Consider the following 21,825-nt stretch of genomic DNA (forward strand, 5'->3'; position numbering starts at 1 on the left):
TCGGGCATCATGGCGAACTGCATGAATTGCCGGGATGAGGATATGAGTCGTTACCAGCCGCCGCTGACCCTGACTGCACGCATGGTTACGCTGATCGCTGAAATCAGCGAACAGATAGGTCAACTCCTGGCTGTGGACGATAGCCGGCAGACGCCTCAGCTGCGTCGAAACAACCGAATCCGTACGATTCAGGCTTCGCTGGCTATCGAAAACAATACGTTGAGCGTTGAGCAGGTCACTGCGGTCATTGCCGGGCGTCGAGTCCTGGGGTTGCCCAAAGAGATACAGGAAGTTCACAACGCTTTTGCGGCGTACGAGTCGATGCCGAGTTGGAATCCCGGAAGCAAACCCGATCTTTTGCGCGCCCATGAGTTATTGATGCATGGTTTGATCGAGGATTGTGGGCAACTGCGCCGTACAGGCGTTGGCATCTACCGAGGCGATCAACTGGTGCATATGGCGCCGCCCCCGAGCCGGATTGCGCATCTGATCGATGACCTCTTGGCATGGCTTGCCTCATCTGATTGGCATCCGCTGATCATCAGTTGTGTCTTCCATTACGAATTCGAGTTTATTCATCCCTTTGCTGATGGAAATGGGAGGATGGGGCGTCTCTGGCAAACTCTGATTCTCAGCCAGTGGCGACCGGTGCTTGCGTATTTACCTGTTGAGGCGGTTATCCGGGATCAACAGGACGCGTATTACGCTGCGCTTTCGACGGCAGATCGGCTGGCAGAATCAACGCCGTTTGTTGAATACATGCTCCACGCGTTGAGCCTTGCACTGCGCGAAGCCGTCGAAAGCGAGTCAGCGACCGACCCAGTAACCGATCCAGTAACCGACCCAGTAAAGAAGCTGTTGCAAGCATTGGAAAACCGGGCGCTGAGAACCAGCGAGCTAATGGGTGAGTTGGGCCTTACACATAAAGCGACATTCAGATCCAACTACCTTAAACCCGCGCTGGCGGCGGGATTTGTACAAATGACGGACCCCCAGAGTCCGAACAGTCCCGTTCAGAAATACCTCCTCACCGAAGCCGGCAAGCTCAAGATGATGCAGGCGCTACGATAGATAGCGCTCAAAAAAAATGCCCACATTCAGATGCGGGCATTTTCTGTGTAGCAAGATCGTTCGATCGCGTCTTGAGCCTTCGGCAGCTCCTACGTAACCGGTATTACCGATTACTGATCATCAAAATACCGCTCATGCCAATCCACCAGTGGCTGTGGCGAGTTGAGCTTCTGGCCGTAGATCACCGAGTACGACAGCACGTTCTGCACGTACTGGCGGGTTTCGTCGAACGGGATGCTTTCCACCCACACGTCGAAGCTCAAATGATCGGCGCCGCGCAGCCACTGACGTACGCGGCCCGGGCCCGCGTTATAGGCGGCGGAGGCAAGAACGCGGTTACCGTTGAACTGGCTGTGCACCTGGCTCAGGTAGGCGGCGCCCAGTTGAATATTCTTGTCCGGATCGAGCACTTGCTGCGGTGAGGCCAGCGGGATGCTGAACTTGCGTGCGGTTTCCTTGGCGGTGGCGGGCATCAATTGCATCAGGCCGCTGGCGCCAACGCCGGAGCGCGCGTCGTCCATGAACGCGCTTTCCTGCCGCGTGATGGCGAATACCCAGCTCGAATGCAGGCCGCGGACCTTGGCTTCACGCACCAGGGTGTCGCGGTGGGCCATCGGGAAACGGATATCCAGATCGTCCCAATATTGCGCCTGGCTGATGGTGCGGATCGCCGGGAAATACCACTTCAGGTCATAGGCCAGTTTGGCCTGGGCAACCATTTCGTCACGGTTGAAATGGCGGCTGACGTGATACCACTCGCGACGGCCGTCGACGATCTGCCCGCGGGCGTGGAATTCCAGGGCGCGGCGCACCCCCGGTGTGTTGCGGACTTTGTTGATCAGCGCCTGGCTGAGCACCAGCGGCTTATTGTTCAGCGAGTACGGCGACTGCGAGCGGTCGGCCGCGAGGAAACCGTAGAAGTCGCGTTCCCGCGCAAGGTTCTTGTACAGGCTCTGGACTTGCGGGTTCTGCGGCTGTGCCAGCTCCAGGCTGCGCGCCTGCCAGTAGCGCCAGCGGTTGGTGGTGGCCAGATCCTGTGGGAGACGTTTGGTCAGTTCATAAGCGTCGTCCCAGCGAGCCAGGCGCAGCAACAGGCGCAGGCGCCATTCCGACACGGTGTTGTCACGCAGTTCCGGGTCGTATTTGGTCATCACGTCCAGCGCACGGCTGTCGAAACGCCGGGCCAGGGTCAGACCGATTTCCCGGGCGATCGCGACTTTTTCATCGCGGGAAAAATGCATGCTGCTGGCGTAGCCGTCGAGCAAGGCCATGGCCTTGTCCGGGTCCTGACGGGCGAGGCGGCGCAGGCCGAGGCTGACCACGTCGGACATCGGCTCATCAGCCGGCGTGAAACGCGAGGGTTGATTGAGCAGCTCGGGTTTCTGCGCGACGTCAACCAGTAAACGACCGCGCGGGGCGAGGGTGGTCAGGCCATTGATCAGGCTGTTGGCCAGCGGATAGTTGCGCGCCTGGGCCGCGAGTTTGGTGCGTTCCCAGCGTTTCTGTTCGGTGAGCTGGCCGTCGGCAGCCCAGATACCGAACAAGGCGTCACAGGCGGCCGGTTGCGATTTACCGGTCAGCCAGAGCTTTTCGGCATTGGCGTAACCCTCGGCCTTCTGGTTATGGCTGATCTGATACTGCGCGTTGAGGCAGTCGAGTTCGGTGAAATTGAGCTTCGGGTCGTAATACTTGACGAAGGTTGCCCAGTCGCCACGGTCGGCCAGCCAGCGCAACCAGCGCAGTTTCATCCAGTTGGCCTGGGGCAGGTCGCCATGTTCGGCGAGGAACTTCTCGATTTCCGCATTGCTCGCGGTTTTCAGGCGTGCGGTCAGTTCGTCGTAGGCCAGGTACGGCTCCAGCGGATAATCGGCCAGCGCCTGGCTATAGCGAAAATACGGGCCGGTATCGCCCTTGGCCAGAGCGCGCTTGGCTTCATCGTAATACTGGCGTTGGGTGGACAGGTCCACCGCCTGGACGGATTGAGCGGCAGCGGCGGTAAGTAGCAAACACGACAAAACACTGAAAAGGCGACTGCGCATGAGACATCCGGGCAGAGAAATCATGACAAGTGCCGACCTCGATCAGCACTGAATTGTCTGTAGCTTAGCCTTTTGCCAGCAAGCGGCGAAAGCTTTGCAAGCCTCGCTGCACAAGTTCGCAACAAATGTTGTGCAGAGTGCTTCGACAGACAAATTGCCGGCCTGTTGAAGCCCTAAGTCAGGTAGAATGCGCGCCCGGTTTTTGGAGAAGCTCATGACCCTGCTCAAATTCAGCGATGTGTCCCTTGCGTTCGGCGCTATGCCGTTGTTGGACAAGGTGTCCTGGCAGATCGCCCGTGGTGAGCGGGTGTGCATCATCGGTCGCAACGGCACTGGCAAGTCCAGCATGATGAAACTGGTCAAGGGCGACCAGAAGCCCGATGACGGCTCGGTGTGGCGTGCCCCCGGTCTGAAAATCGGCGAATTGCCGCAAGAGTTGCCGGTGGCCGACGAGCGGACGGTATTCGACGTGGTCGCCGAGGGCCTCGATGGCGTGGGCGCCTTGCTTGCCGAATATCATCACCTGAGCCAGAACATCGTCACCGATGCCGATCTGGACAAGCTGATGCACGTCCAGCACGACCTCGAAGCCCGTGACGGCTGGCGCTTGCAAACGCTGGTCGACAGCACTCTGAGCCGCCTGCAATTGCCGGCCGACAAAACCCTCGCCGAACTGTCCGGCGGCTGGCGTCGCCGTGTCCTGCTGGCGCAGGCGCTGGTCTCCGAGCCGGACCTGCTGCTGCTCGACGAGCCCACCAACCACCTGGACATCGGTGCGATTGCCTGGCTCGAAGAAGCGCTGAAAGATTTCCAGGGCGCCGTGCTGTTCATCACGCACGACCGTTCCTTTCTGCAAAACCTCGCCACGCGCATCCTTGAACTGGATCGTGGCGGCTTGATTGACTGGAACGGCGACTACGCCAGTTTCCTCGTCCACAAGGAGGCGGCGCTGGCCGCGGAAGAAACCGCCAACGCGCTGTTCGACAAAAAACTGGCCCAGGAAGAAGTCTGGATCCGTCAGGGCATCAAGGCGCGCCGGACCCGTAACGAAGGCCGCGTCCGCGCCCTGAAAGCCTTGCGCGTCGAGCGTAGCGAACGTCGTGAGCGCACTGGCAAGGCTAACATTCAGTTGGATACTGCCGACAAGTCCGGCAAGCAAGTGATGGTGCTCGAGAACGTCAGCTTCGCGCACCCGGGTGGCCCGTTCCTTATCAAGGATTTCTCGATGGTGCTGACGCGCGGCGACCGTATAGGTCTGCTCGGCGCCAACGGTACCGGCAAAACCACACTGTTGAAGCTGATGCTCAGCGGTCTGCAACCCACCAGCGGCAAGGTCGAAGAGGGCACCCGGATCGACGTCGCCTACTTCGACCAGTTGCGCCACCAACTGGATCTGGAAAAAACCGTGATCGATAACGTCGCCGAAGGTCGCGACTTCATCGACATCGATGGCCAGAGTCGTCACGTACTCAGCTATCTCGGCGACTTCCTGTTCAGCCCGCAGCGTGCCCGCACGCCGGTCAAGGCGCTATCGGGCGGAGAGCGTGCGCGGCTGTTGCTGGCCAAGCTGTTCAGCAAGCCGGCCAACCTGCTGGTGCTCGACGAACCGACCAACGACCTCGATGTGGAAACCCTCGAGCTGCTCGAAGAGGTGCTGCTGACCTTCAACGGCACCGTGCTGATGGTCAGTCACGACCGGGCATTCCTCGATAACGTGGTGACCAGTACGTTGGTCTTCGAAGGTGAAGGCAAGGTCCGTGAGTACGTTGGCGGCTATCAGGACTGGATCCGTCAGGGCGGTTCGCCGCGTCTGTTGGGCGTGACCGAGAGCAAGTCGGGCAAGGCTGACCTGAACTCGGCTGTGGTGACCGCTGAGCCGGCTCCGGTGGCTGCGCCTGCCGCAACTGCGCCGGCGGCGAAGAAGAAATTGAGCTACAAGCTGCAGCGTGAGCTGGAAGCCCTGCCGGGCGACATCGACGCCAAGGAACAGCAGATCGCAGCGGTTGAAGCCGAAATGGCTGAAGCCGGTTTCTATCAGCGTCCGCCGGCGGAGACGGCCAAGGTGATTGCCTCGCTGGAGCAATTGCAGGCTGAGCTGGATGCGCTGGTGGAACGTTGGGCCGAGCTGGATGCCTGATTGATGCGCACGTGAAAAAGCCCGGCGCTCAGTGATGAGCGCCGGGCTTTTCGTATGTAGTGCGATCTAAAGGCTGGTGCGGATTAATGTGGGAGCGAGCCTGCTCGCGAATGCGGTGTGTCAGGCGACATTCATGTTGAATGTACCGACGTATTCGCGAGCAGGCTCACTCCTACATTGATCGGTTTTCAGCGTTTGACCAGGTGCACCGCCAATACATCGCAAGGCGCACCGTGCAGCACGTCATTCGCGGTCGAGCCAAGCAGCAATGCCAGACCATGGCGGCCATGGCTGCCGACCACGATCAGATCGCAGGTTTGTTCCTTGGCGAAATGGTGGATTTCCTGGCGTGGCTGACCATAGGTCAGGTGACAGTTGGCGCCTTCGAGTTCGGTGTATTTGAGCTTCAGGCGTTCAAGACGCTCCTTGGCCTGATCGAACTGCTGTTGTTGCAGTTGTGACAGGTCCATTGGCACGTCGCCGCCGAACGCCATGGCCATCGGTTCAACGATATGCACCAGTGACAGCTTGGCGCCATTACTCACCGACAACTCGCGGGCGCGGTGGATCACAGGGTCGCACTCTTCAGTCAGATCTACAGCGACCAGGATGTGGTGGTAGGGCATGAGGTGCTCCTCCGAAGGTTCAATATTGGTAAGTATGGCTGGTTTCAAGCGCATTGGTTGCGAAGTGACGCAATGGGCTCATCAAAAATCGGGAGTAGAGATATGACGGTCTGGATAGTGGTGTCAATCCTGCTGGTGGTTTTAAGTCCGCTGGCCTGGTTGCGCCCCTCGCGCGCGCAAAGCGGTCGCATCGCCCTGCGCATGGAGGCTCGCCGCATCGGCCTGGCCATGCAACTGGCGCCGCAGGAATGGCCGCACTGGCTTTCCCAGGAGCCGCCCAACCCTTGCGCGCAGTACCACCGGCCCCGGCGCGGCAGTCAACCTGCATGTTGGACTTATTGGCAGAAGACGCCTGGTGTCTGGGTCAATCAGTGGCAGGAAGTGTGCGAAGACCGGTTGCTGCTCAATCATTTCGAAAAGTTGCCAGGCAACGTTTTCAAAATCGAGGCCGACAAGCAGATGATCGCTTTGTACTGGGGCGAAAAGGGCGATGCCTCGATTTTGCAGACCATCGACGCAACACTGAAAGCGCTGGCGTGATGCTCGGACTTTTCGCACTGCAACGGTGCGAAGCGTCCGGCAGACGAGCATTAAAAAGCCCGACATGATTCATCGGGCGGGATTGGCCAGGCAGGCCGGTCATTCTTTCGGGCCGATCACGCTCGGCACATTTGCAGGTAGTCCCGCCAGCGTAGCCTGTTAAACAAGGCCGTGAAGGTATTAGGGCGAATTTTCTAATTATTGATTCTATGAATGGCTGTGCATGCAGGTGCATGTTGCTTCTCCTTGTCTTACGGAAATGACCGCAAAGTCGCGTTTCAACCGGCATTTTGGGCGATTGACAATTGTCAGAAATTCCGTGAAGGTGACGTACCCGAATCAAACGGGCGTATGAATTGAGCGTTTGTCTTACTGACCGCTCCTACAGAATCCCGACTATCGCGTTGGCGGGTGTGCCGGGTGGATTGGCGTTAGCATCGACGAAAAAGCGTCCTGCCGAGCCATTCGCCTGCGTCCGACGTGTACTGTTCAGCTTCCATATCGTGGAGATCAGTTGATGATTTACGAAGGTAAAGCCATCACGGTTAAAGCTCTTGAAAGTGGCATCGTCGAATTGAAATTCGACCTCAAGGGTGAGTCCGTCAACAAGTTCAACCGTCTAACCCTGAACGAGCTGCGTCAGGCCGTTGACACCATCAAGGCAGATGCTTCGATCAAGGGCGTGATCGTCAGCAGTGGCAAGGACGTGTTCATCGTCGGCGCCGACATCACCGAATTTGTCGAGAACTTCAAGCTGCCGGATGCCGAGCTGGTTGCTGGCAATCTCGAAGCCAACAAGATCTTCAGCGATTTCGAAGACCTCAACGTACCGACCGTAGCCGCCATCAATGGCATCGCGCTGGGCGGCGGTCTGGAAATGTGCCTGGCGGCTGATTACCGCGTCATGTCCACCAAGGCCAAGATCGGCCTGCCGGAAGTCAAGTTGGGCATCTACCCGGGCTTCGGCGGTACGGTCCGCCTGCCGCGCCTGATCGGCGTCGACAACGCCATCGAGTGGATTGCCGCCGGCAAGGAAAACCGTCCCGAAGACGCGTTGAAAGTCAGCGCCGTCGACGCCGTGGTTGCGCCTGAGAAACTGCAGGAAGCTGCCCTTGAACTGATCAAGCGCGCCATCTCCGGTGAGTTCGATTTCAAGGCCAAGCGTCAGCCGAAACTTGAAAAACTCAAGTTGAACGCCATTGAACAGATGATGGCTTTCGAAACCGCCAAAGGTTTCGTCGCCGGTCAGGCTGGCCCGAACTACCCGGCGCCGGTTGAAGCGATCAAGACCATTCAGAAAGCCGCCAACTTCGGTCGCGACAAAGCGCTGGAAGTCGAAGCCGCCGGTTTCGTCAAACTGGCCAAGACCTCTGCCGCGCAGAGCCTGATCGGTCTGTTCCTGAACGATCAGGAGCTGAAGAAAAAGGCCAAGGCCTACGATGAAATCGCCAAAGACGTGAAGCAGGCCGCCGTACTCGGCGCTGGCATCATGGGTGGCGGTATCGCTTATCAGTCGGCTTCCAAAGGTACGCCGATCCTGATGAAGGACATCAACGAACACGGCATCGAGCAGGGCCTGGCAGAAGCCGCAAAGCTGCTGGTCGGTCGCGTTGATAAAGGCCGCATGACCGCCGCGAAAATGGCTGAAGTGCTCAACGGCATTCGTCCGACCCTGTCCTACGGTGATTTCGGTCACGTGGATCTGGTTGTCGAAGCCGTGGTCGAAAACCCGAAGGTCAAGCAAGCTGTACTGGCCGAAGTCGAAGACAAGGTCAAAGAGGACACGATCCTCGCTTCCAACACCTCGACCATTTCCATCAGCCTGCTGGCCAAGGCCCTCAAGCGTCCGGAAAACTTCGTTGGCATGCACTTCTTCAACCCGGTGCACATGATGCCGCTGGTGGAAGTGATTCGTGGTGAGAAGTCCAGCGAGCTGGCCGTTGCCACCACCGTTGCCTACGCCAAGAAAATGGGCAAGAACCCGATCGTCGTCAACGACTGCCCGGGCTTCCTGGTCAACCGCGTGCTGTTCCCGTACTTCGGCGGTTTCGCCAAGCTGGTCAGCGCCGGTGTCGACTTCGTCCGCATCGACAAGGTCATGGAAAAGTTCGGCTGGCCGATGGGCCCGGCGTACCTGATGGACGTGGTCGGCATCGACACCGGTCACCACGGTCGTGACGTGATGGCTGAGGGTTTCCCGGATCGCATGAAAGATGACCGTCGTTCGGCTATCGATGTGCTTTACGAGGCCAAGCGCCTGGGCCAGAAGAACGGCAAGGGTTTCTACGCCTACGAGGCCGACAAGAAAGGCAAGCAGAAGAAAGTTGCCGATCCATCGGTACTGGAAGTGCTCAAGCCGATCGTTTACGAGCAGCGCGAAGTCACGGACGAAGACATCATCAACTGGATGATGATCCCGCTGTGCCTGGAAACCGTGCGTTGCCTGGAAGACGGCATCGTCGAAACGGCTGCCGAGGCCGACATGGGTCTGGTCTACGGCATCGGTTTCCCTCCATTCCGTGGCGGTGCGCTGCGCTACATCGATTCGATCGGTGTGGCCGAGTTCGTTGCCCTGGCTGACCAGTACGCTGATTTGGGCGCGCTGTACCACCCGACCGCGAAGCTGCGCGAAATGGCCAAGAACGGCCAAAGCTTCTTCGGTTAAGCGCCCCCAACTAGAGTGAGAGTGAACTTATGAGCTTGAATCCTAGAGACGTCGTGATTGTCGACTTCGGTCGTACTCCGATGGGCCGCTCCAAGGGCGGCATGCACCGCAACACCCGTGCCGAAGACATGTCGGCGCACCTGATCAGCAAATTGCTGGAACGCAATGCCAAGGTCGACCCGGCGGAAGTCGAGGACGTGATCTGGGGCTGCGTCAACCAGACCCTGGAGCAGGGCTGGAACATCGCGCGCATGGCGTCGCTGATGACCCAGATCCCGCACACTTCGGCCGGCCAGACCGTCAGCCGTCTGTGTGGTTCGTCGATGAGCGCGCTGCACACCGCTGCGCAAGCGATCATGACCGGTAACGGCGACGTGTTCGTGGTCGGCGGCGTCGAGCACATGGGCCACGTGAGCATGATGCACGGTGTCGATCCGAACCCGCACATGTCTCTGTACGCGGCGAAAGCCTCGGGCATGATGGGCCTGACCGCGGAAATGCTCGGCAAGATGCACGGCATCACCCGTGAGCAGCAGGATGCATTCGGCGTGCGTTCCCACCAGTTGGCCCACAAGGCAACTGTGGAAGGCAAGTTCAAAGACGAAATCATCCCGATGCAGGGCTACGACGAGAACGGTTTCCTGAAACTGTTCGACTACGATGAAACCATTCGTCCGGAAACCACCCTGGAAAGTCTGGCGGCGCTCAAGCCGGCATTCAATCCAAAGGGCGGCACCGTGACGGCCGGTACTTCGTCGCAGATCACTGATGGTGCTTCGTGCATGATCGTGATGTCGGCCCAGCGTGCGCAGGACCTTGGCATCCAGCCGATGGCGGTGATCCGTTCGATGGCAGTGGCTGGTGTGGATCCGGCAATCATGGGCTATGGTCCAGTGCCGGCAACCCAAAAAGCCCTGAAGCGCGCGGGCCTGGGCATCAACGATATCGACTTCTTCGAGCTCAACGAAGCTTTCGCCGCACAGGCCCTGCCAGTGCTGAAAGATTTGAAAGTTCTCGACAAGATGAACGAGAAGGTTAACCTGCACGGCGGCGCGATCGCCCTGGGTCATCCGTTCGGTTGCTCCGGTGCGCGTATTTCCGGCACCCTGCTCAATGTTATGAAGCAGAATAGCGGCACCTTCGGGGTAGCCACTATGTGCATTGGTCTCGGCCAAGGCATCTCCACCGTCTTCGAACGCGTTTAAGCGTCTCGTCGATGGAAGCCGGGGCCCAGTGCCCCGGTTTTTGTTTTTTGGGTTTTTTATTTTATTTTGAAAAAATTTCAGTGAGGGCCGAAGCATGCCGATACAACCTGGGCTCTACCAACATTACAAAGGTCCGCAGTACCGCGTATTCAGTGTTGCGCGGCACTCCGAGACCGAAGAAGAGGTGGTCTTCTACCAAGCCCTGTATGGCGATTACGGCTTTTGGGTGCGCCCGTTGAGCATGTTCGTCGAGTCCGTCGAAGTTGACGGCGAGCAGGTACCACGCTTTGCTTTGGTGCAAGCCGAACCGAGCCTTTTTGACAAGGTTTGAGGCGAGTGCGCACAGAACCCTGTGCTTGACCTCACCTTGTATCAACTATATATAGCGGTGCCGCGTCAGGCGCCAACCGCCTTTCACTTCTAGAATTCAGGAATTTTCTGATCCATGGGCAAATCGCTGGTCATTGTGGAATCCCCGGCTAAGGCCAAGACCATCAACAAGTATCTGGGTAACCAATACGTGGTGAAGTCGAGTATCGGCCATATCCGAGACCTGCCCACCAGCGGTTCGGCTAGCGCCAGCAAAGAGCCTGCTGCCAAGCGCGGCAAGGCTGCTGCAGGCGAAGGTCCGGTGCTCTCGCCGAAAGAGAAAGCGCGCAAGCAGCTGGTCTCGCGTATGGGCGTCGATCCCGAGCACGGCTGGAAAGCCCAGTACGAGATCCTTCCGGGCAAGGAAAAGGTCATCGAGGAGCTGCGCCGGCTCGCCAAGGATGCTGACACCATCTATCTCGCAACCGACTTGGATCGCGAGGGGGAAGCCATTGCCTGGCACCTGCGCGAAGCCATCGGTGGTGATGACAGCCGCTACAAGCGCGTGGTGTTCAACGAAATCACCAAGAAGGCGATTCAGGAGGCATTCTCCGAGCCGGGCGAGCTGGACATTGATCGTGTCAACGCTCAGCAGGCGCGGCGCTTCCTCGATCGCGTGGTCGGCTACATGGTTTCGCCGCTGCTATGGGCCAAGATCGCCCGCGGTCTGTCTGCTGGTCGCGTGCAATCGGTTGCCGTGAAGCTGGTGGTCGAACGCGAGCGCGAGATTCGTGCCTTCAATCCGGAAGAATACTGGGAAGTGCATGCCGACCTCGGCACCACCAAAGGCTCGACTGTGCGTTTCGAAGTGGCACGCGAGAAAGGCGAAGCCTTCAAGCCGCTGAACGAAGCCCAGGCCATGGCCGCACTGGAGAAGCTCAAGGCCTCCAGCTACAGCATCGTCAAGCGCGAAGACAAGCCGACCAGCAGCAAGCCGTCGGCGCCGTTCATCACCTCGACCCTGCAGCAAGCCGCGAGCAACCGCCTGGGCTTCGGCGTGAAGAAAACCATGATGATGGCCCAGCGTCTGTATGAAGCTGGCTACATCACGTATATGCGTACCGACTCGACCAACCTCTCGGCTGACGCCGTGGCGATGGCGCGTACCTACATCGAAGACGAGTTCGGCAAGAAGTACCTGCCAGAGACGCCGAACGTCTATAGCAGCAAAGAAGGCGCACAAGAGGCTCACGAAGCGATTCGCCCGTCCGACGCCAACACCACGCCGAGCAAGCTTGCGGGCATGGAACGTGACGCTGAGCGTCTCTACGAGCTGATCTGGCGTCAGTTCCTCGCTTGCCAGATGTTGCCGGCGCAGTACCTGTCGACCACAGTCAGCGTCGGCGCTGGCGACTTCGAGCTGCGCGCCAAGGGCCGTATCCTCAAGTTCGACGGTTACACTCGCGTTATGCCGCAGATTGCCAAGCCGGGCGATGACGACGTTCTGCCGGACATGGCGCAGGGCGACGTGATGAAGCTGATCAAGCTTGATCCCTCCCAGCACTTTACCAAGCCGCCGGCCCGTTACTCGGAAGCCAGCCTGGTGAAGGAAATGGAAAAGCGCGGCATTGGCCGTCCTTCGACGTACGCAGCGATCATCTCGACCATTCAGGACCGCGGTTACGTGACCCTGCATAACCGTCGTTTCTATTCGGAAAAGATGGGTGACATCGTCACCGAGCGTTTGTCCGAGAGCTTCTCGAACCTGATGGACTACGGCTTCACCGCCGGCATGGAAGAGAATCTCGATGACGTGGCGCAGGGCGAGCGCGACTGGAAAAGCGTGCTGGACGAGTTCTACGGCGACTTCAAAAAGAAACTCGAAGTCGCGGAAAATCCGGACAATGGCATGCGTGCCAACCAGCCGGTGATGACCGATATCCCGTGCACAACGTGTGGTCGTCCGATGCAGATTCGTACGGCTTCCACCGGCGTGTTCCTCGGCTGCTCGGGTTACAGCCTGCCGCCGAAAGAGCGTTGCAAGGCCACCGTCAACCTGGTGCCGGGCGACGAAATCGCTGCGGACGATGAAGGTGAATCGGAATCTCTGGTATTGCGTGGCAAGCATCGCTGCCCGATCTGCAGCACGGCAATGGACGCTTATCTGCTGGATGAGAAGCGCAAGCTGCACATCTGCGGTAACAACCCGGATTGCGCCGGTTATGAGATTGAAGAAGGCAGCTATCGCATCAAGGGCTATGAAGGCCCGAGCCTGGAATGCGACAAGTGTGGCAGTGAGATGCAGCTCAAGACCGGCCGTTTCGGCAAGTTCTTCGGTTGCACCAACCCGACGTGCAAGAACACCCGCAAACTGCTCAAGAGCGGCGACGCGGCACCGCCCAAGATGGATCCGGTGAAGATGCCTGAGCTGAAATGCGAAAAGGTCAACGACACCTACATCCTGCGTGACGGTGCGTCCGGTCTGTTCCTGGCGGCCAGCCAGTTCCCGAAAAACCGCGAGACTCGCGCTCCGCTGGTGATCGAGATCCTGCCGCACAAAGATGAGATCGATCCGAAGTATCACTTCCTGTGCGAGGCACCACAGAAAGATCCTGACGGTCTGCCGGCGGTCATTCGCTACAGCCGCAAGACCAAGGAGCAATACGTGCAGACCGAAGTCGACGGCAAGCCTACGGGCTGGAAGGCGTACTACGACGGTGGCAAATGGACGGTCGAAGACAAGCGCAGTGCCAAGGCGAAGGCTGAGTAAGCCTTAGTTTGCCTACTGAAAAGGCCGCATGAGAACCTCCCGGTTTTCAGGCGGCCTTTTTGTTTTGTGCTTGCGGTGGGATCGGCTGATCCACGACACTGTCCGGCCTGTGTGAAGCAAATATTTCGTTGTGGAGACTGCCCTCATGGCCCACGAACTCTATACCCGTACCAATCAGAAGATCTATTTCGCCGGTCTGTCGCTGGAAGCCCTGGCTCGCGCTGAAGAGGGGCGGGCGATGAATGCTCTGGCGTTGATTCAGGCTGGGCGTGAGTCAGCGTTGTTTCATCTTTATGGCGCGCTGTTGGGGCTATGTCATGAAATCGCCGGCTTCTATCGTTTGCCTCAGGCGAATGCAGCGCGGGCTGAGCTGTTGCTGACGCCTGAAATACTGGAGTCGATGGCGATTCCCGAACTGGCAGAAATGGTCGAGCTGGCGGGGAACCCGGAAACCTGGCTGGCGAAATTGCTGGCGGCGCATTCAGCGCTGTTCCAGCCACCGCGCGTACCGCACAAGCCCAAGGGCGACGTGACGCAGCCGTTGATTCAAGCTGTTAATCTGGATGAAGAGCAGACGCCAGCGGAGCTGAGTCGTGAGGAGCTGGAGAGCTGGAGGCAGAACCTCAAGAGTCTGGCCATCCGTTTTCGTGAAGGCTTGAACGAGTGCTGACAGTGATTGACGCGGTGGCAATCTGAAACATGCTGCTGGTCAAGATCCCAAGCGAAGCCCGAATGATCTCTATATAATCGCTGCCTTTCGTGGAGAACAGACTTATATGCCAACGTCCTTTCTAGAAATTGTCGAGTTACCAGACGGCCGAATCGAACTGCGCAGGGCTGAGGACGAAGGTTCTCTGGTGACGCTGGATTTCTCCGAGGATGCCAAGGCGTTCCTGCAAGGCCAGCATGTGGAAATCGCTAAAGCGATGTTGAGCGTCGGCGTGCAGATGGCGGGTCGTATGGTCGAAGGCGAGTTCGACAAGGAAGAAGGAACGCGGGTTCTTCACTGATCTGCGCTCGTTTTTTCTTTAGCCGTAACTGCTACAGATCGGCTTCTCTGTCCCTTGAGAAGCCCTGCGCTTCACACAGCGCTCGTTATTCGCCAATCAACCCAATCGAATGTTCAGGCTCTGAGCATCGCCCGTGCGCGCGGCGCTGATCAACTGTTGCCGTGAGCTGCTGTTCAGCGGGTTGAGCCAAGTGACCACCGTGTGGCTGCGACCCAGGCGCAATGCTTCGCACGCCAATTGCTGGGCGCTTTGAGTGCCCCGGGGCTGCAACAGCAGAATGCGTTCGCGGTTCAGGCCGGCATCCCGCAGCCAGGTTTGAGTCAGGCTGGCCGGTGGCGCAATCAGTGTCAGCCAGCGGGCGTCCTGGTCTTCGCTCAGTTCGCGAAGGATCGGGGCAAGCAGGTTCAGGCAATTCCCTGCCGCACCGCGCAGTGACAGCTCACTGAATACTTCGGGTTCGGCATGCCATTCGCGCGCGACCACGTCTTTCAGGATCGGCGCCATGGGTTGTGCCAGAAACGCTTCGAATAAAGGCAGTTGTGTTTGCTGAGGTATGTGTGGGAACTGCATAAAGCCTCCTTTAGCGGCGGATGACGCCGACACTCAAGCCTTCGATCACCAGTTCCTGATCTTTCAGGTCAACTTCGATAGGGGCGAACTCAGGGTTTTCGGCAATCAGCCAGACTTTGCTGCCTTCTCGCTTGAAACGTTTTACCGTCACTTCGTCACCGATGCGGGCAACCACGACCTGGCCGTTGCGCGCTTCGCGAGTGGTGTGAACCGCCAGCAGGTCGCCGTCGAAAATGCCGATGTCCTTCATGCTCATGCCATGGACGCGCAACAGATAGTCGGCGCGAGGATGGAAGAACGCTGGATTAATGTTGCAGGACTCTTCGATGTGCTGCTGGGCGAGGATCGGCGCACCGGCTGCTACCCGGCCAATGATCGGCAGGGTGGACTCATCGGGCTTGGCTTCAAAGCCGGGAATTCGGATGCCGCGGGAGGCACCAGGCGTCATCTCGATGGCGCCTTTGCGAGCGAGGGCCTTGAGATGCTCTTCGGCGGCATTGGGTGACTTGAAGCCCAGTTCCTGAGCGATTTCTGCGCGGGTAGGCGGATAGCCGTTGTCTTCAAGGCATCGTTTGATAAAGGCCAGAATCTCGGCTTGGCGTGGCGTCAGCTTTAGCATATTGATCGCTCTGTCTTTTTATACAGTGACTGGGATTATATACAGTGAAGCGGTCTTGGCAATGGCCGTTTTTGCGCATGCCGCCGGACGGTCGACAGACACGTTTATTAATGCGCCAGCCTTGTGTGGTTAAATAGCTGACCGACCATTCCCAAAACGAACCGCCAGGCTTGACAAGGCACAGGCTGAAACGTATGTTTCAAACAAGTGTTTGTCAGGCGCGGAGTAGCCATGGCCCAGTCGGAAACCGTTGAACGCATTCTTGATGCTGCCGAGCAGTTGTTCGCGGAGAAAGGTTTCGCTGAAACCTCATTGCGTTTGATTACCAGCAAGGCTGGCGTCAACCTGGCAGCAGTGAACTATCACTTCGGGTCGAAAAAGGCGCTGATTCAAGCGGTGTTTTCGCGTTTCCTTGGACCGTTTTGTGTCAGTCTCGATAAAGAGCTGGAGCGGCGCCAGGCCAAGCCGGACAACAAGCCGACCCTTGAAGAACTGCTCGAAATCCTCGTCGAGCAAGCGCTCGTGGTACAGCCGCGCAGTGGGAACGACCTGTCGATCTTCATGCGCTTGCTCGGCCTCGCGTTCAGCCAGAGCCAGGGTCACCTGCGGCGTTATCTGGAGGACATGTACGGCAAGGTGTTCCGCCGCTACATGCTGCTGGTCAACGAAGCGGCGCCACGCATTCCGCCCATCGAACTGTTTTGGCGTGTGCACTTCATGCTCGGTGCCGCCGCGTTCAGCATGTCCGGGATCAAAGCGTTGCGCGCGATTGCCGAGACCGATTTCGGCGTCAACACATCCATAGAGCAAGTCATGCGCCTGATGGTGCCGTTTCTCGCCGCCGGCATGCGCGCCGAGACCGGCGTCACCGACACGGCCATGGCCACCGCGCAATTGCGCCCGCGCACCAAGTCAGCCCCGGTAGCCGCCAAGGTTTAACCGCGCACGGGTGGGCGCGACAGCTGGTATCCGCTAAGCTAGCCGCCCATGCCGACTCTCGTTCTGAACCCGATCCGCATGGATTCTGCTGACCTTCCGGGCGCCGCCCGCGGTAGCGGACGTGTGCCGATCGGGTTTTTCGTTTTCAAGGAATTTTTATGACTGCTGGCCTGCAAGGCTCGTTGATGGTGGACGTCGCCGGTACCTGGCTGACGGCCGAAGATCGCCAATTGTTGCGTCAGCCCGAAGTGGGCGGTCTGATCATTTTTGCCCGCAACATCGAACATCCACGCCAGGTGCGCGAGCTGAGCGCCGCCATTCGCGCGATTCGCCCGGATCTGCTGCTGGCGGTGGATCAAGAGGGCGGGCGTGTACAGCGCCTGCGTCAGGGCTTTGTGCGTCTGCCGGCCATGCGTGCGATTGCTGACAACCACAATGCCGAATACCTCGCCGAGCAATGTGGCTGGATCATGGCGACGGAAGTCCTGGCCGTCGGCCTCGACCTCAGCTTTGCCCCGGTGCTGGATCTGGATTATCAGCGCAGCGCTGTTGTCGGTACCCGTTCTTTTGAAGGTGATCCGCAGCGCGCTGCGTTGCTCGCCGGGGCTTTCATTCGTGGCATGAACAGCGCGGGCATGGCTGCCACTGGCAAGCACTTTCCCGGCCACGGCTGGGCAGAAGCGGACTCTCACGTCGCCATCCCGAACGACGAGCGCAGCCTCGACGAGATCCGCGCCAACGACCTCGTGCCCTTCGCTCGACTGAGCAGACAACTGGCCGCCGTCATGCCCGCTCACGTCATCTACCCGCAAGTCGACTCACAGCCCGCCGGTTTCTCCCGGCGCTGGCTGCAGGACATTCTGCGCGGCGAATTGCAATTTGACGGCGTGATCTTCAGTGACGACCTGTCGATGGCTGGCGCCCATGTGGTTGGCGACGCCGCCAGCCGCATCGAAGCCGCGCTCACGGCCGGTTGCGACATGGGCCTGGTGTGCAACGACCGCGCCGCAGCCGAGTTGGCGCTGAGTGCTGCGCAACGCATGAAGGTCAAGCCGTCCGCACGCATCGCCAAGATGCGCGGCCAGGCCTTCGCCAGCACCGATTATCGTCAGGACCCGCGTTGGCTCACCGCCCTCGGCGCGCTCAAAGACGCTCAACTGATCGATTAAGGATTTTCCGTTATGACCGTTTACGCAATCATCGGTGGCACCGGCCTGACTCAGCTCGAAGGCTTGAGCATTCGCCAGTCGCTGGCAGTCGATACCCCTTACGGCGCGCCTTCGGCCGAGGTGCAGATTGGCGAATACGCCGGCAAGGAAGTGTTGTTCCTCGCCCGTCACGGTCATCCGCACCGCTTTCCTCCGCACAAGGTCAACTACCGCGCCAACCTGTGGGCGTTGAAGCAGGCGGGCGCGCAAGCAATCATCGCGGTGAATGCGGTCGGCGGGATTCACCCGGCCATGGGCACCGGGCATTTTTGCGTGCCGCATCAGATCCTCGATTACACCAGCGGGCGCGAGCACACCTATTTCGCCGATGATCTGGAGCACGTCACTCACATCGATTTCAGCTTTCCCTACAGCGAGCCGTTGCGTCAGCAATTGATTGTCGCCGTCGCCGCCGAAGGCTGCGAATACAGCGATCAGGGCGTATACGCCTGCACGCAGGGCCCGCGGCTGGAAACGGTCGCCGAGATCGTCCGGCTGGAACGTGACGGCTGCGACATCGTCGGCATGACCGGCATGCCGGAAGCGGCACTGGCTCGTGAGCTGGACCTGGATTACGCCTGTCTGGCGCTGGTGGTGAACCCTGCAGCGGGCAAGACCACCGACGTCATCACCATGGCCGAAATCGAGCAGGCGCTGCACGATGGCATGGGCAAGGTCAAGTCGACACTGGCGCGGGTGCTGGCCGGCTAAGGATCGCCCATGAGCATTTTCATCGAACGGCTTAAAGGACTGGCATGGACCCGGGCATTCAACAGCAAGGCGCTGGCCAAGGCCCGCGCTTATGCCGACGATGATCGGGTAGAGATCATCGAGATCGATGACAGAAAGATCGAGGCATTCTGCGTCGGTTCCGAAAGTCAGGCGTATGAACAAATCATTTACCTGTCCGAAGATCGCTTGGGATCGGTTAATTTGCGTTGCATATGCACCTGCCCCGTCGCGATCGACTGCAAGCATTGCGCGGCGGTGCTCTATTCTTTGCAGGGCAGTGACCCTGATGTACCGGAAAGTGCCGCGCAGGTCCCGTTGGGTCGGGCATTGGAGCACTGGCTTTCGACAATCCCGGTCCCGGCCAAACCCACCGAAGAAAGCGCGCAACCCGCAGGTACACGCCTGTTTTACAAGCTCAAGCCCACGTCTGCGAGCGGCAAATGGCTGCTCGATATTTTCAAGGTCTACCAGCTCAAGAGCGGCGAGTTACGCGAAGCCAAACCGATGTATTCCCTGGCGGAAATGCTCATGCGCCAGCCCGGCTACCTGTCCGAGCTGGATTTGCGCGTCGCCAGGCTGCTGGTTGCCATACACTCTCATCACGCCTATTACAGCGGTTATCCGCTGGAGGGCAGCAGTGGCGCCGAACTGCTGGAAATGCTCCTGCGCACCTCGCGGCTGTTCCTCGATTTCGAAGACCTTCGACCGCTGACGCCGGGCGCGAAACGCGTGGGTCAGTTCGCCTGGGCCGAACAGGCTGATGGTGGGTTCCGCGCGCAGTGGAGCAGTGCCGAAGCGGCGCAGGAAACCGTGCTGGCGCTGGAGCCGCTTTATTACCTCGATCGCGAACAACGGCAGGTTGGCCCTCTGTTCAATGAGCTGGAAGAAAAACTGGCCTGCCATTTGGCCCTCGCACCGGACATTCCGGCGCGTCAGGCCATGCAGTTCAGCCATCGAATGAGTGCGGCGACAAAAATCCCGCCGCCACACAAACTCACCGAACGCATCATTGATGACGTACTGCCGCAGCCGCAGCTGATCCTTGTCAGCGGTCGAGAGCATTCCCGCTGGGAGTATGTGCTGGAGCACCGCGCCGCTCTGGTGTTCACCTACAACGGTCATCCGGCGCTGGATCGCAACCCGGAGGTGATGATCCTCGACGGTACCGAAACCCAGCGTATTCAACGCCAGCCCGCGGTGGAAAAGAAACTGCGTCAGAGCCTGCAACAACACGGCTTCAAGAAAGCCACGCGCAAGAGTTCGCTGGATCGTCCCGGAGAAATGTTTACGTTGCCGGATGATTCCGCCTGGCTCGCATTCATGCACGAAGGGCTTGCCACGCTGCGCGCCGCGAATTGGCAGATCGAGATCAGCCCCGGTTTTCATTTCAACGTGCAACCGGTTGAGCAGTGGTACGCCGAGGTCGAGGAGGAGGCCGGGCATCAATGGTTTGATCTGCAATTGGGCATCGTCGTCAACGGCGAGCGCTACAGCCTGTTGCCGATTCTTCTGCACCTGTTGCGCACCCAGCCGCGCTTGCTGGATCCGGTCAATCTGGCGGAACGCAGCGATGATGAAAAATTGCTGATCGAACTCAAGCCCAGCGGTTTCGGCGGCGATGCGGGCGCCAAGGTGGCGTTGCCGCTGAATCGGGTCAAACCGCTGATGGCCACGTTAGGCGAGTTGTATCTGGGCGGTCATCACGGCGATGCGCTGCGCTTGACTGCGCCGGATGCTGCGCGCCTGAGTCTGCTCGACGGCGTGCCGCTGGATTGGCAGGGCGGCGAGCGGCTGCGCAACTTTGCCAAGCGCCTGCAAAATTCCAGTCACACCCAAGTCGCTGCGCCGGTTGGCCTTAACGCGCAACTGCGTCCGTATCAGCTCGAAGGCCTGAACTGGATGCAAACCCTGCGCGAGCTTGAGGTCGGCGGCATTCTTGGCGATGACATGGGCCTGGGCAAAACCCTGCAGACCTTGGCGCATCTGCTTACGGAGAAAAACGCCGGGCGGCTGGATTGCCCGGCGCTGGCAGTCATGCCGACCAGTCTGATTCCCAACTGGCTCGACGAGGCCGAGCGTTTTACTCCGCAGTTGAAAGTATTGGCGCTGCACGGGACCGGGCGGCAAAAAGACTTCGCCAATCTCGCCGAATACGACTTGGTGCTGACCACTTACGCGTTGCTGCCGAGGGATCTTGAGATTTTGCAGCCACAATCGTGGAGCGTATTGATTCTCGACGAAGCGCAGAACATCAAGAACCCGCTCAGCAAAGCCGCCCAAGCCGCGCGTGACCTGCAGGCCCGTCAGCGCCTTTGTCTGAGTGGCACGCCATTGGAAAACCACCTCGGCGAACTGTGGTCGCAGTTTCACTTCCTGATGCCGGGTTGGCTGGGCGACAGCAAATCCTTCAATCGCGATTACCGCACGCCGATCGAGAAGCACGGCAACGTGCAGCGCATGCAGCACCTGACCGCGCGCATCAAGCCGTTTTTGTTGCGACGCAAAAAAGATCAGGTCGCCACGGAGTTGCCGCCGAAAACCGAGATCATCCACTGGGTCGAACTCAGCGACGGTCAGCGCGACGTGTATGAAACGGTGCGTGTAGCGATGGACAAAAAGGTCCGCGACGAAATCGCCCGCAGTGGCGTGGCGCGCAGTCAGATCATTATTCTCGATGCGCTGCTAAAGCTGCGTCAGGTCTGTTGCGACTTGCGCCTGATCAACATGCCGCTCTCGGCGAAGGCCCTGCGCTCGGGTAGCGGCAAGCTGATCAGCTTGATGGAGATGCTCGAGGAATTGCTCGGCGAGGGGCGCAGGATTCTGCTCTTCTCCCAGTTCACGTCGATGCTGGCGCTGATCGAGCAGGAGTTGCAGCAACGAGGGTTGAGTTACTCGTTGCTGACCGGCGATACCACGGACCGACGCACGCCGGTCAAGGATTTCCAGGGCGGCAAAGTGCCGTTGTTCCTCATCAGCCTCAAGGCCGGCGGAACGGGTTTGAACCTGACGGCGGCGGACACGGTGATCCACTTTGATCCTTGGTGGAATCCTGCAGTGGAGAATCAGGCCACTGACCGGGCGTATCGCATTGGCCAGAACAATCCGGTGTTTGTTTACAAGTTGATTGCCAAAGGCACGGTGGAGGAAAAAATCCAGGCGCTGCAGCAGGAGAAGGCTGCGCTGGCCGGGGCAGTGCTGGAGGGTGGCACGACGGGTGGTTTCAAACTGGAGCAGAGCGATATTGAGGCGCTGTTTGCGCCGTTGCCTGTTTCCAGGGGTTGAGCCCTGAGTGATTGCCAATATCGGATGACCCCATCGCTGGCAAGCCAGCTCCCACAGATATCGAGTTGAATCACAATTTTGTGTACAGCTCATAACCTGTGGG

General features: G+C 59.1%; 17 protein-coding genes. 13 read left to right on the forward strand and 4 right to left on the reverse strand.

Annotated elements, in window-relative coordinates:
* Positions 1-42: 42 nt before the first annotated feature.
* Positions 43-1,071 carry a Fic family protein gene (locus HU743_RS25565; protein ID WP_186652053.1) on the forward strand — a complete coding sequence of 343 codons (1,029 nt, stop codon included), beginning with the start codon at positions 43-45 and terminating at the stop codon, positions 1,069-1,071.
* Positions 1,072-1,181: 110 nt separating this feature from the next.
* On the opposite strand, the gene HU743_RS25570 is transcribed toward HU743_RS25565, so the two are convergent.
* Complete coding sequence (locus HU743_RS25570; protein WP_186550358.1) at positions 1,182-3,110, reverse strand: transglycosylase SLT domain-containing protein; 1,929 nt, start codon at positions 3,108-3,110, stop codon at positions 1,182-1,184.
* A 214-nt stretch (positions 3,111-3,324) separates the two neighbouring features.
* Here HU743_RS25570 and HU743_RS25575 point away from each other — a divergent pair, with 214 nt between their 5' ends.
* Entirely contained in the window at positions 3,325-5,247 is a 1,923-nt protein-coding gene (locus tag HU743_RS25575) for an ATP-binding cassette domain-containing protein (RefSeq protein ID WP_186621870.1), read from the forward strand.
* A gap of 188 nt (positions 5,248-5,435) precedes the next feature.
* Here the strand turns inward: HU743_RS25575 and HU743_RS25580 are convergent, their stop codons facing one another.
* Positions 5,436-5,873, reverse strand: coding sequence for a universal stress protein (locus HU743_RS25580; protein WP_093099866.1), 438 nt, complete (start codon positions 5,871-5,873; stop codon positions 5,436-5,438).
* Positions 5,874-5,975: 102 nt separating this feature from the next.
* Between HU743_RS25580 and HU743_RS25585 the strand changes: the two genes are divergently transcribed.
* The 7 genes from HU743_RS25585 to HU743_RS25615 all read left to right on the forward strand — a co-directional run bounded on the left by HU743_RS25585 (position 5,976) and on the right by HU743_RS25615 (position 14,372).
* Entirely contained in the window at positions 5,976-6,413 is a 438-nt protein-coding gene (locus HU743_RS25585) for a hypothetical protein (RefSeq protein WP_186550364.1), read from the forward strand.
* A 517-nt stretch (positions 6,414-6,930) separates the two neighbouring features.
* The gene (fadB, locus tag HU743_RS25590; protein WP_186550366.1) at positions 6,931-9,078 is read left to right on the forward strand and encodes a fatty acid oxidation complex subunit alpha FadB; all 2,148 of its coding nucleotides are present in this window, start codon (positions 6,931-6,933) and stop codon (positions 9,076-9,078) included.
* A gap of 29 nt (positions 9,079-9,107) precedes the next feature.
* The gene (gene fadA, locus HU743_RS25595; protein WP_007910465.1) at positions 9,108-10,283 is read left to right on the forward strand and encodes an acetyl-CoA C-acyltransferase FadA; all 1,176 of its coding nucleotides are present in this window, start codon (positions 9,108-9,110) and stop codon (positions 10,281-10,283) included.
* 94 nt (positions 10,284-10,377) lie between these two features.
* Positions 10,378-10,614: a DUF1653 domain-containing protein gene (locus HU743_RS25600; protein ID WP_024013639.1), complete on the forward strand. Its 237-nt coding sequence runs from the start codon at positions 10,378-10,380 to the stop codon at positions 10,612-10,614.
* Positions 10,615-10,728: 114 nt separating this feature from the next.
* Positions 10,729-13,362, forward strand: a complete 2,634-nt coding sequence (topA, locus tag HU743_RS25605; protein WP_186652055.1) for a type I DNA topoisomerase — start codon at positions 10,729-10,731, stop codon at positions 13,360-13,362.
* Between the two features lie 145 nt (positions 13,363-13,507).
* On the forward strand, positions 13,508-14,032 hold the full coding sequence (locus HU743_RS25610) for a DUF6586 family protein (RefSeq protein WP_186621863.1): 525 nt from the start codon (positions 13,508-13,510) through the stop codon (positions 14,030-14,032).
* Between the two features lie 106 nt (positions 14,033-14,138).
* Positions 14,139-14,372 (forward strand): hypothetical protein, encoded by a 234-nt coding sequence (locus HU743_RS25615; RefSeq protein WP_186550372.1) that lies wholly within the window; start codon positions 14,139-14,141, stop codon positions 14,370-14,372.
* Between the two features lie 96 nt (positions 14,373-14,468).
* Here the strand turns inward: HU743_RS25615 and sulA are convergent, their stop codons facing one another.
* Positions 14,469-14,942 (reverse strand): SOS-induced cell division inhibitor SulA, encoded by a 474-nt coding sequence (sulA, locus tag HU743_RS25620; RefSeq protein ID WP_186550374.1) that lies wholly within the window; start codon positions 14,940-14,942, stop codon positions 14,469-14,471.
* Positions 14,943-14,952: 10 nt separating this feature from the next.
* Positions 14,953-15,561: a transcriptional repressor LexA gene (gene lexA, locus HU743_RS25625; RefSeq protein WP_186550376.1), complete on the reverse strand. Its 609-nt coding sequence runs from the start codon at positions 15,559-15,561 to the stop codon at positions 14,953-14,955.
* 231 nt (positions 15,562-15,792) lie between these two features.
* On the opposite strand from lexA, the gene HU743_RS25630 reads away from it, so the two are divergent.
* The 4 genes from HU743_RS25630 (at position 15,793) to HU743_RS25645 (ending at position 21,722) form a co-directional block, all read left to right on the forward strand.
* Positions 15,793-16,500, forward strand: coding sequence for a TetR/AcrR family transcriptional regulator (locus HU743_RS25630; protein WP_186550378.1), 708 nt, complete (start codon positions 15,793-15,795; stop codon positions 16,498-16,500).
* A gap of 158 nt (positions 16,501-16,658) precedes the next feature.
* Positions 16,659-17,669 carry a beta-N-acetylhexosaminidase gene (gene nagZ / locus HU743_RS25635; protein WP_186652057.1) on the forward strand — a complete coding sequence of 337 codons (1,011 nt, stop codon included), beginning with the start codon at positions 16,659-16,661 and terminating at the stop codon, positions 17,667-17,669.
* A gap of 12 nt (positions 17,670-17,681) precedes the next feature.
* The gene (locus HU743_RS25640) at positions 17,682-18,419 is read left to right on the forward strand and encodes an S-methyl-5'-thioinosine phosphorylase (RefSeq protein ID WP_186652059.1); all 738 of its coding nucleotides are present in this window, start codon (positions 17,682-17,684) and stop codon (positions 18,417-18,419) included.
* A 9-nt stretch (positions 18,420-18,428) separates the two neighbouring features.
* Complete coding sequence (locus HU743_RS25645; RefSeq protein ID WP_186652061.1) at positions 18,429-21,722, forward strand: DEAD/DEAH box helicase; 3,294 nt, start codon at positions 18,429-18,431, stop codon at positions 21,720-21,722.
* The last annotated feature ends 103 nt before the right edge of the window (positions 21,723-21,825 follow it).

Origin of the sequence: Pseudomonas sp. SWRI99, assembly GCF_014270125.1 — a bacterium.
GTDB classification, from domain to species: domain Bacteria; phylum Pseudomonadota; class Gammaproteobacteria; order Pseudomonadales; family Pseudomonadaceae; genus Aquipseudomonas; species Aquipseudomonas hamedanensis.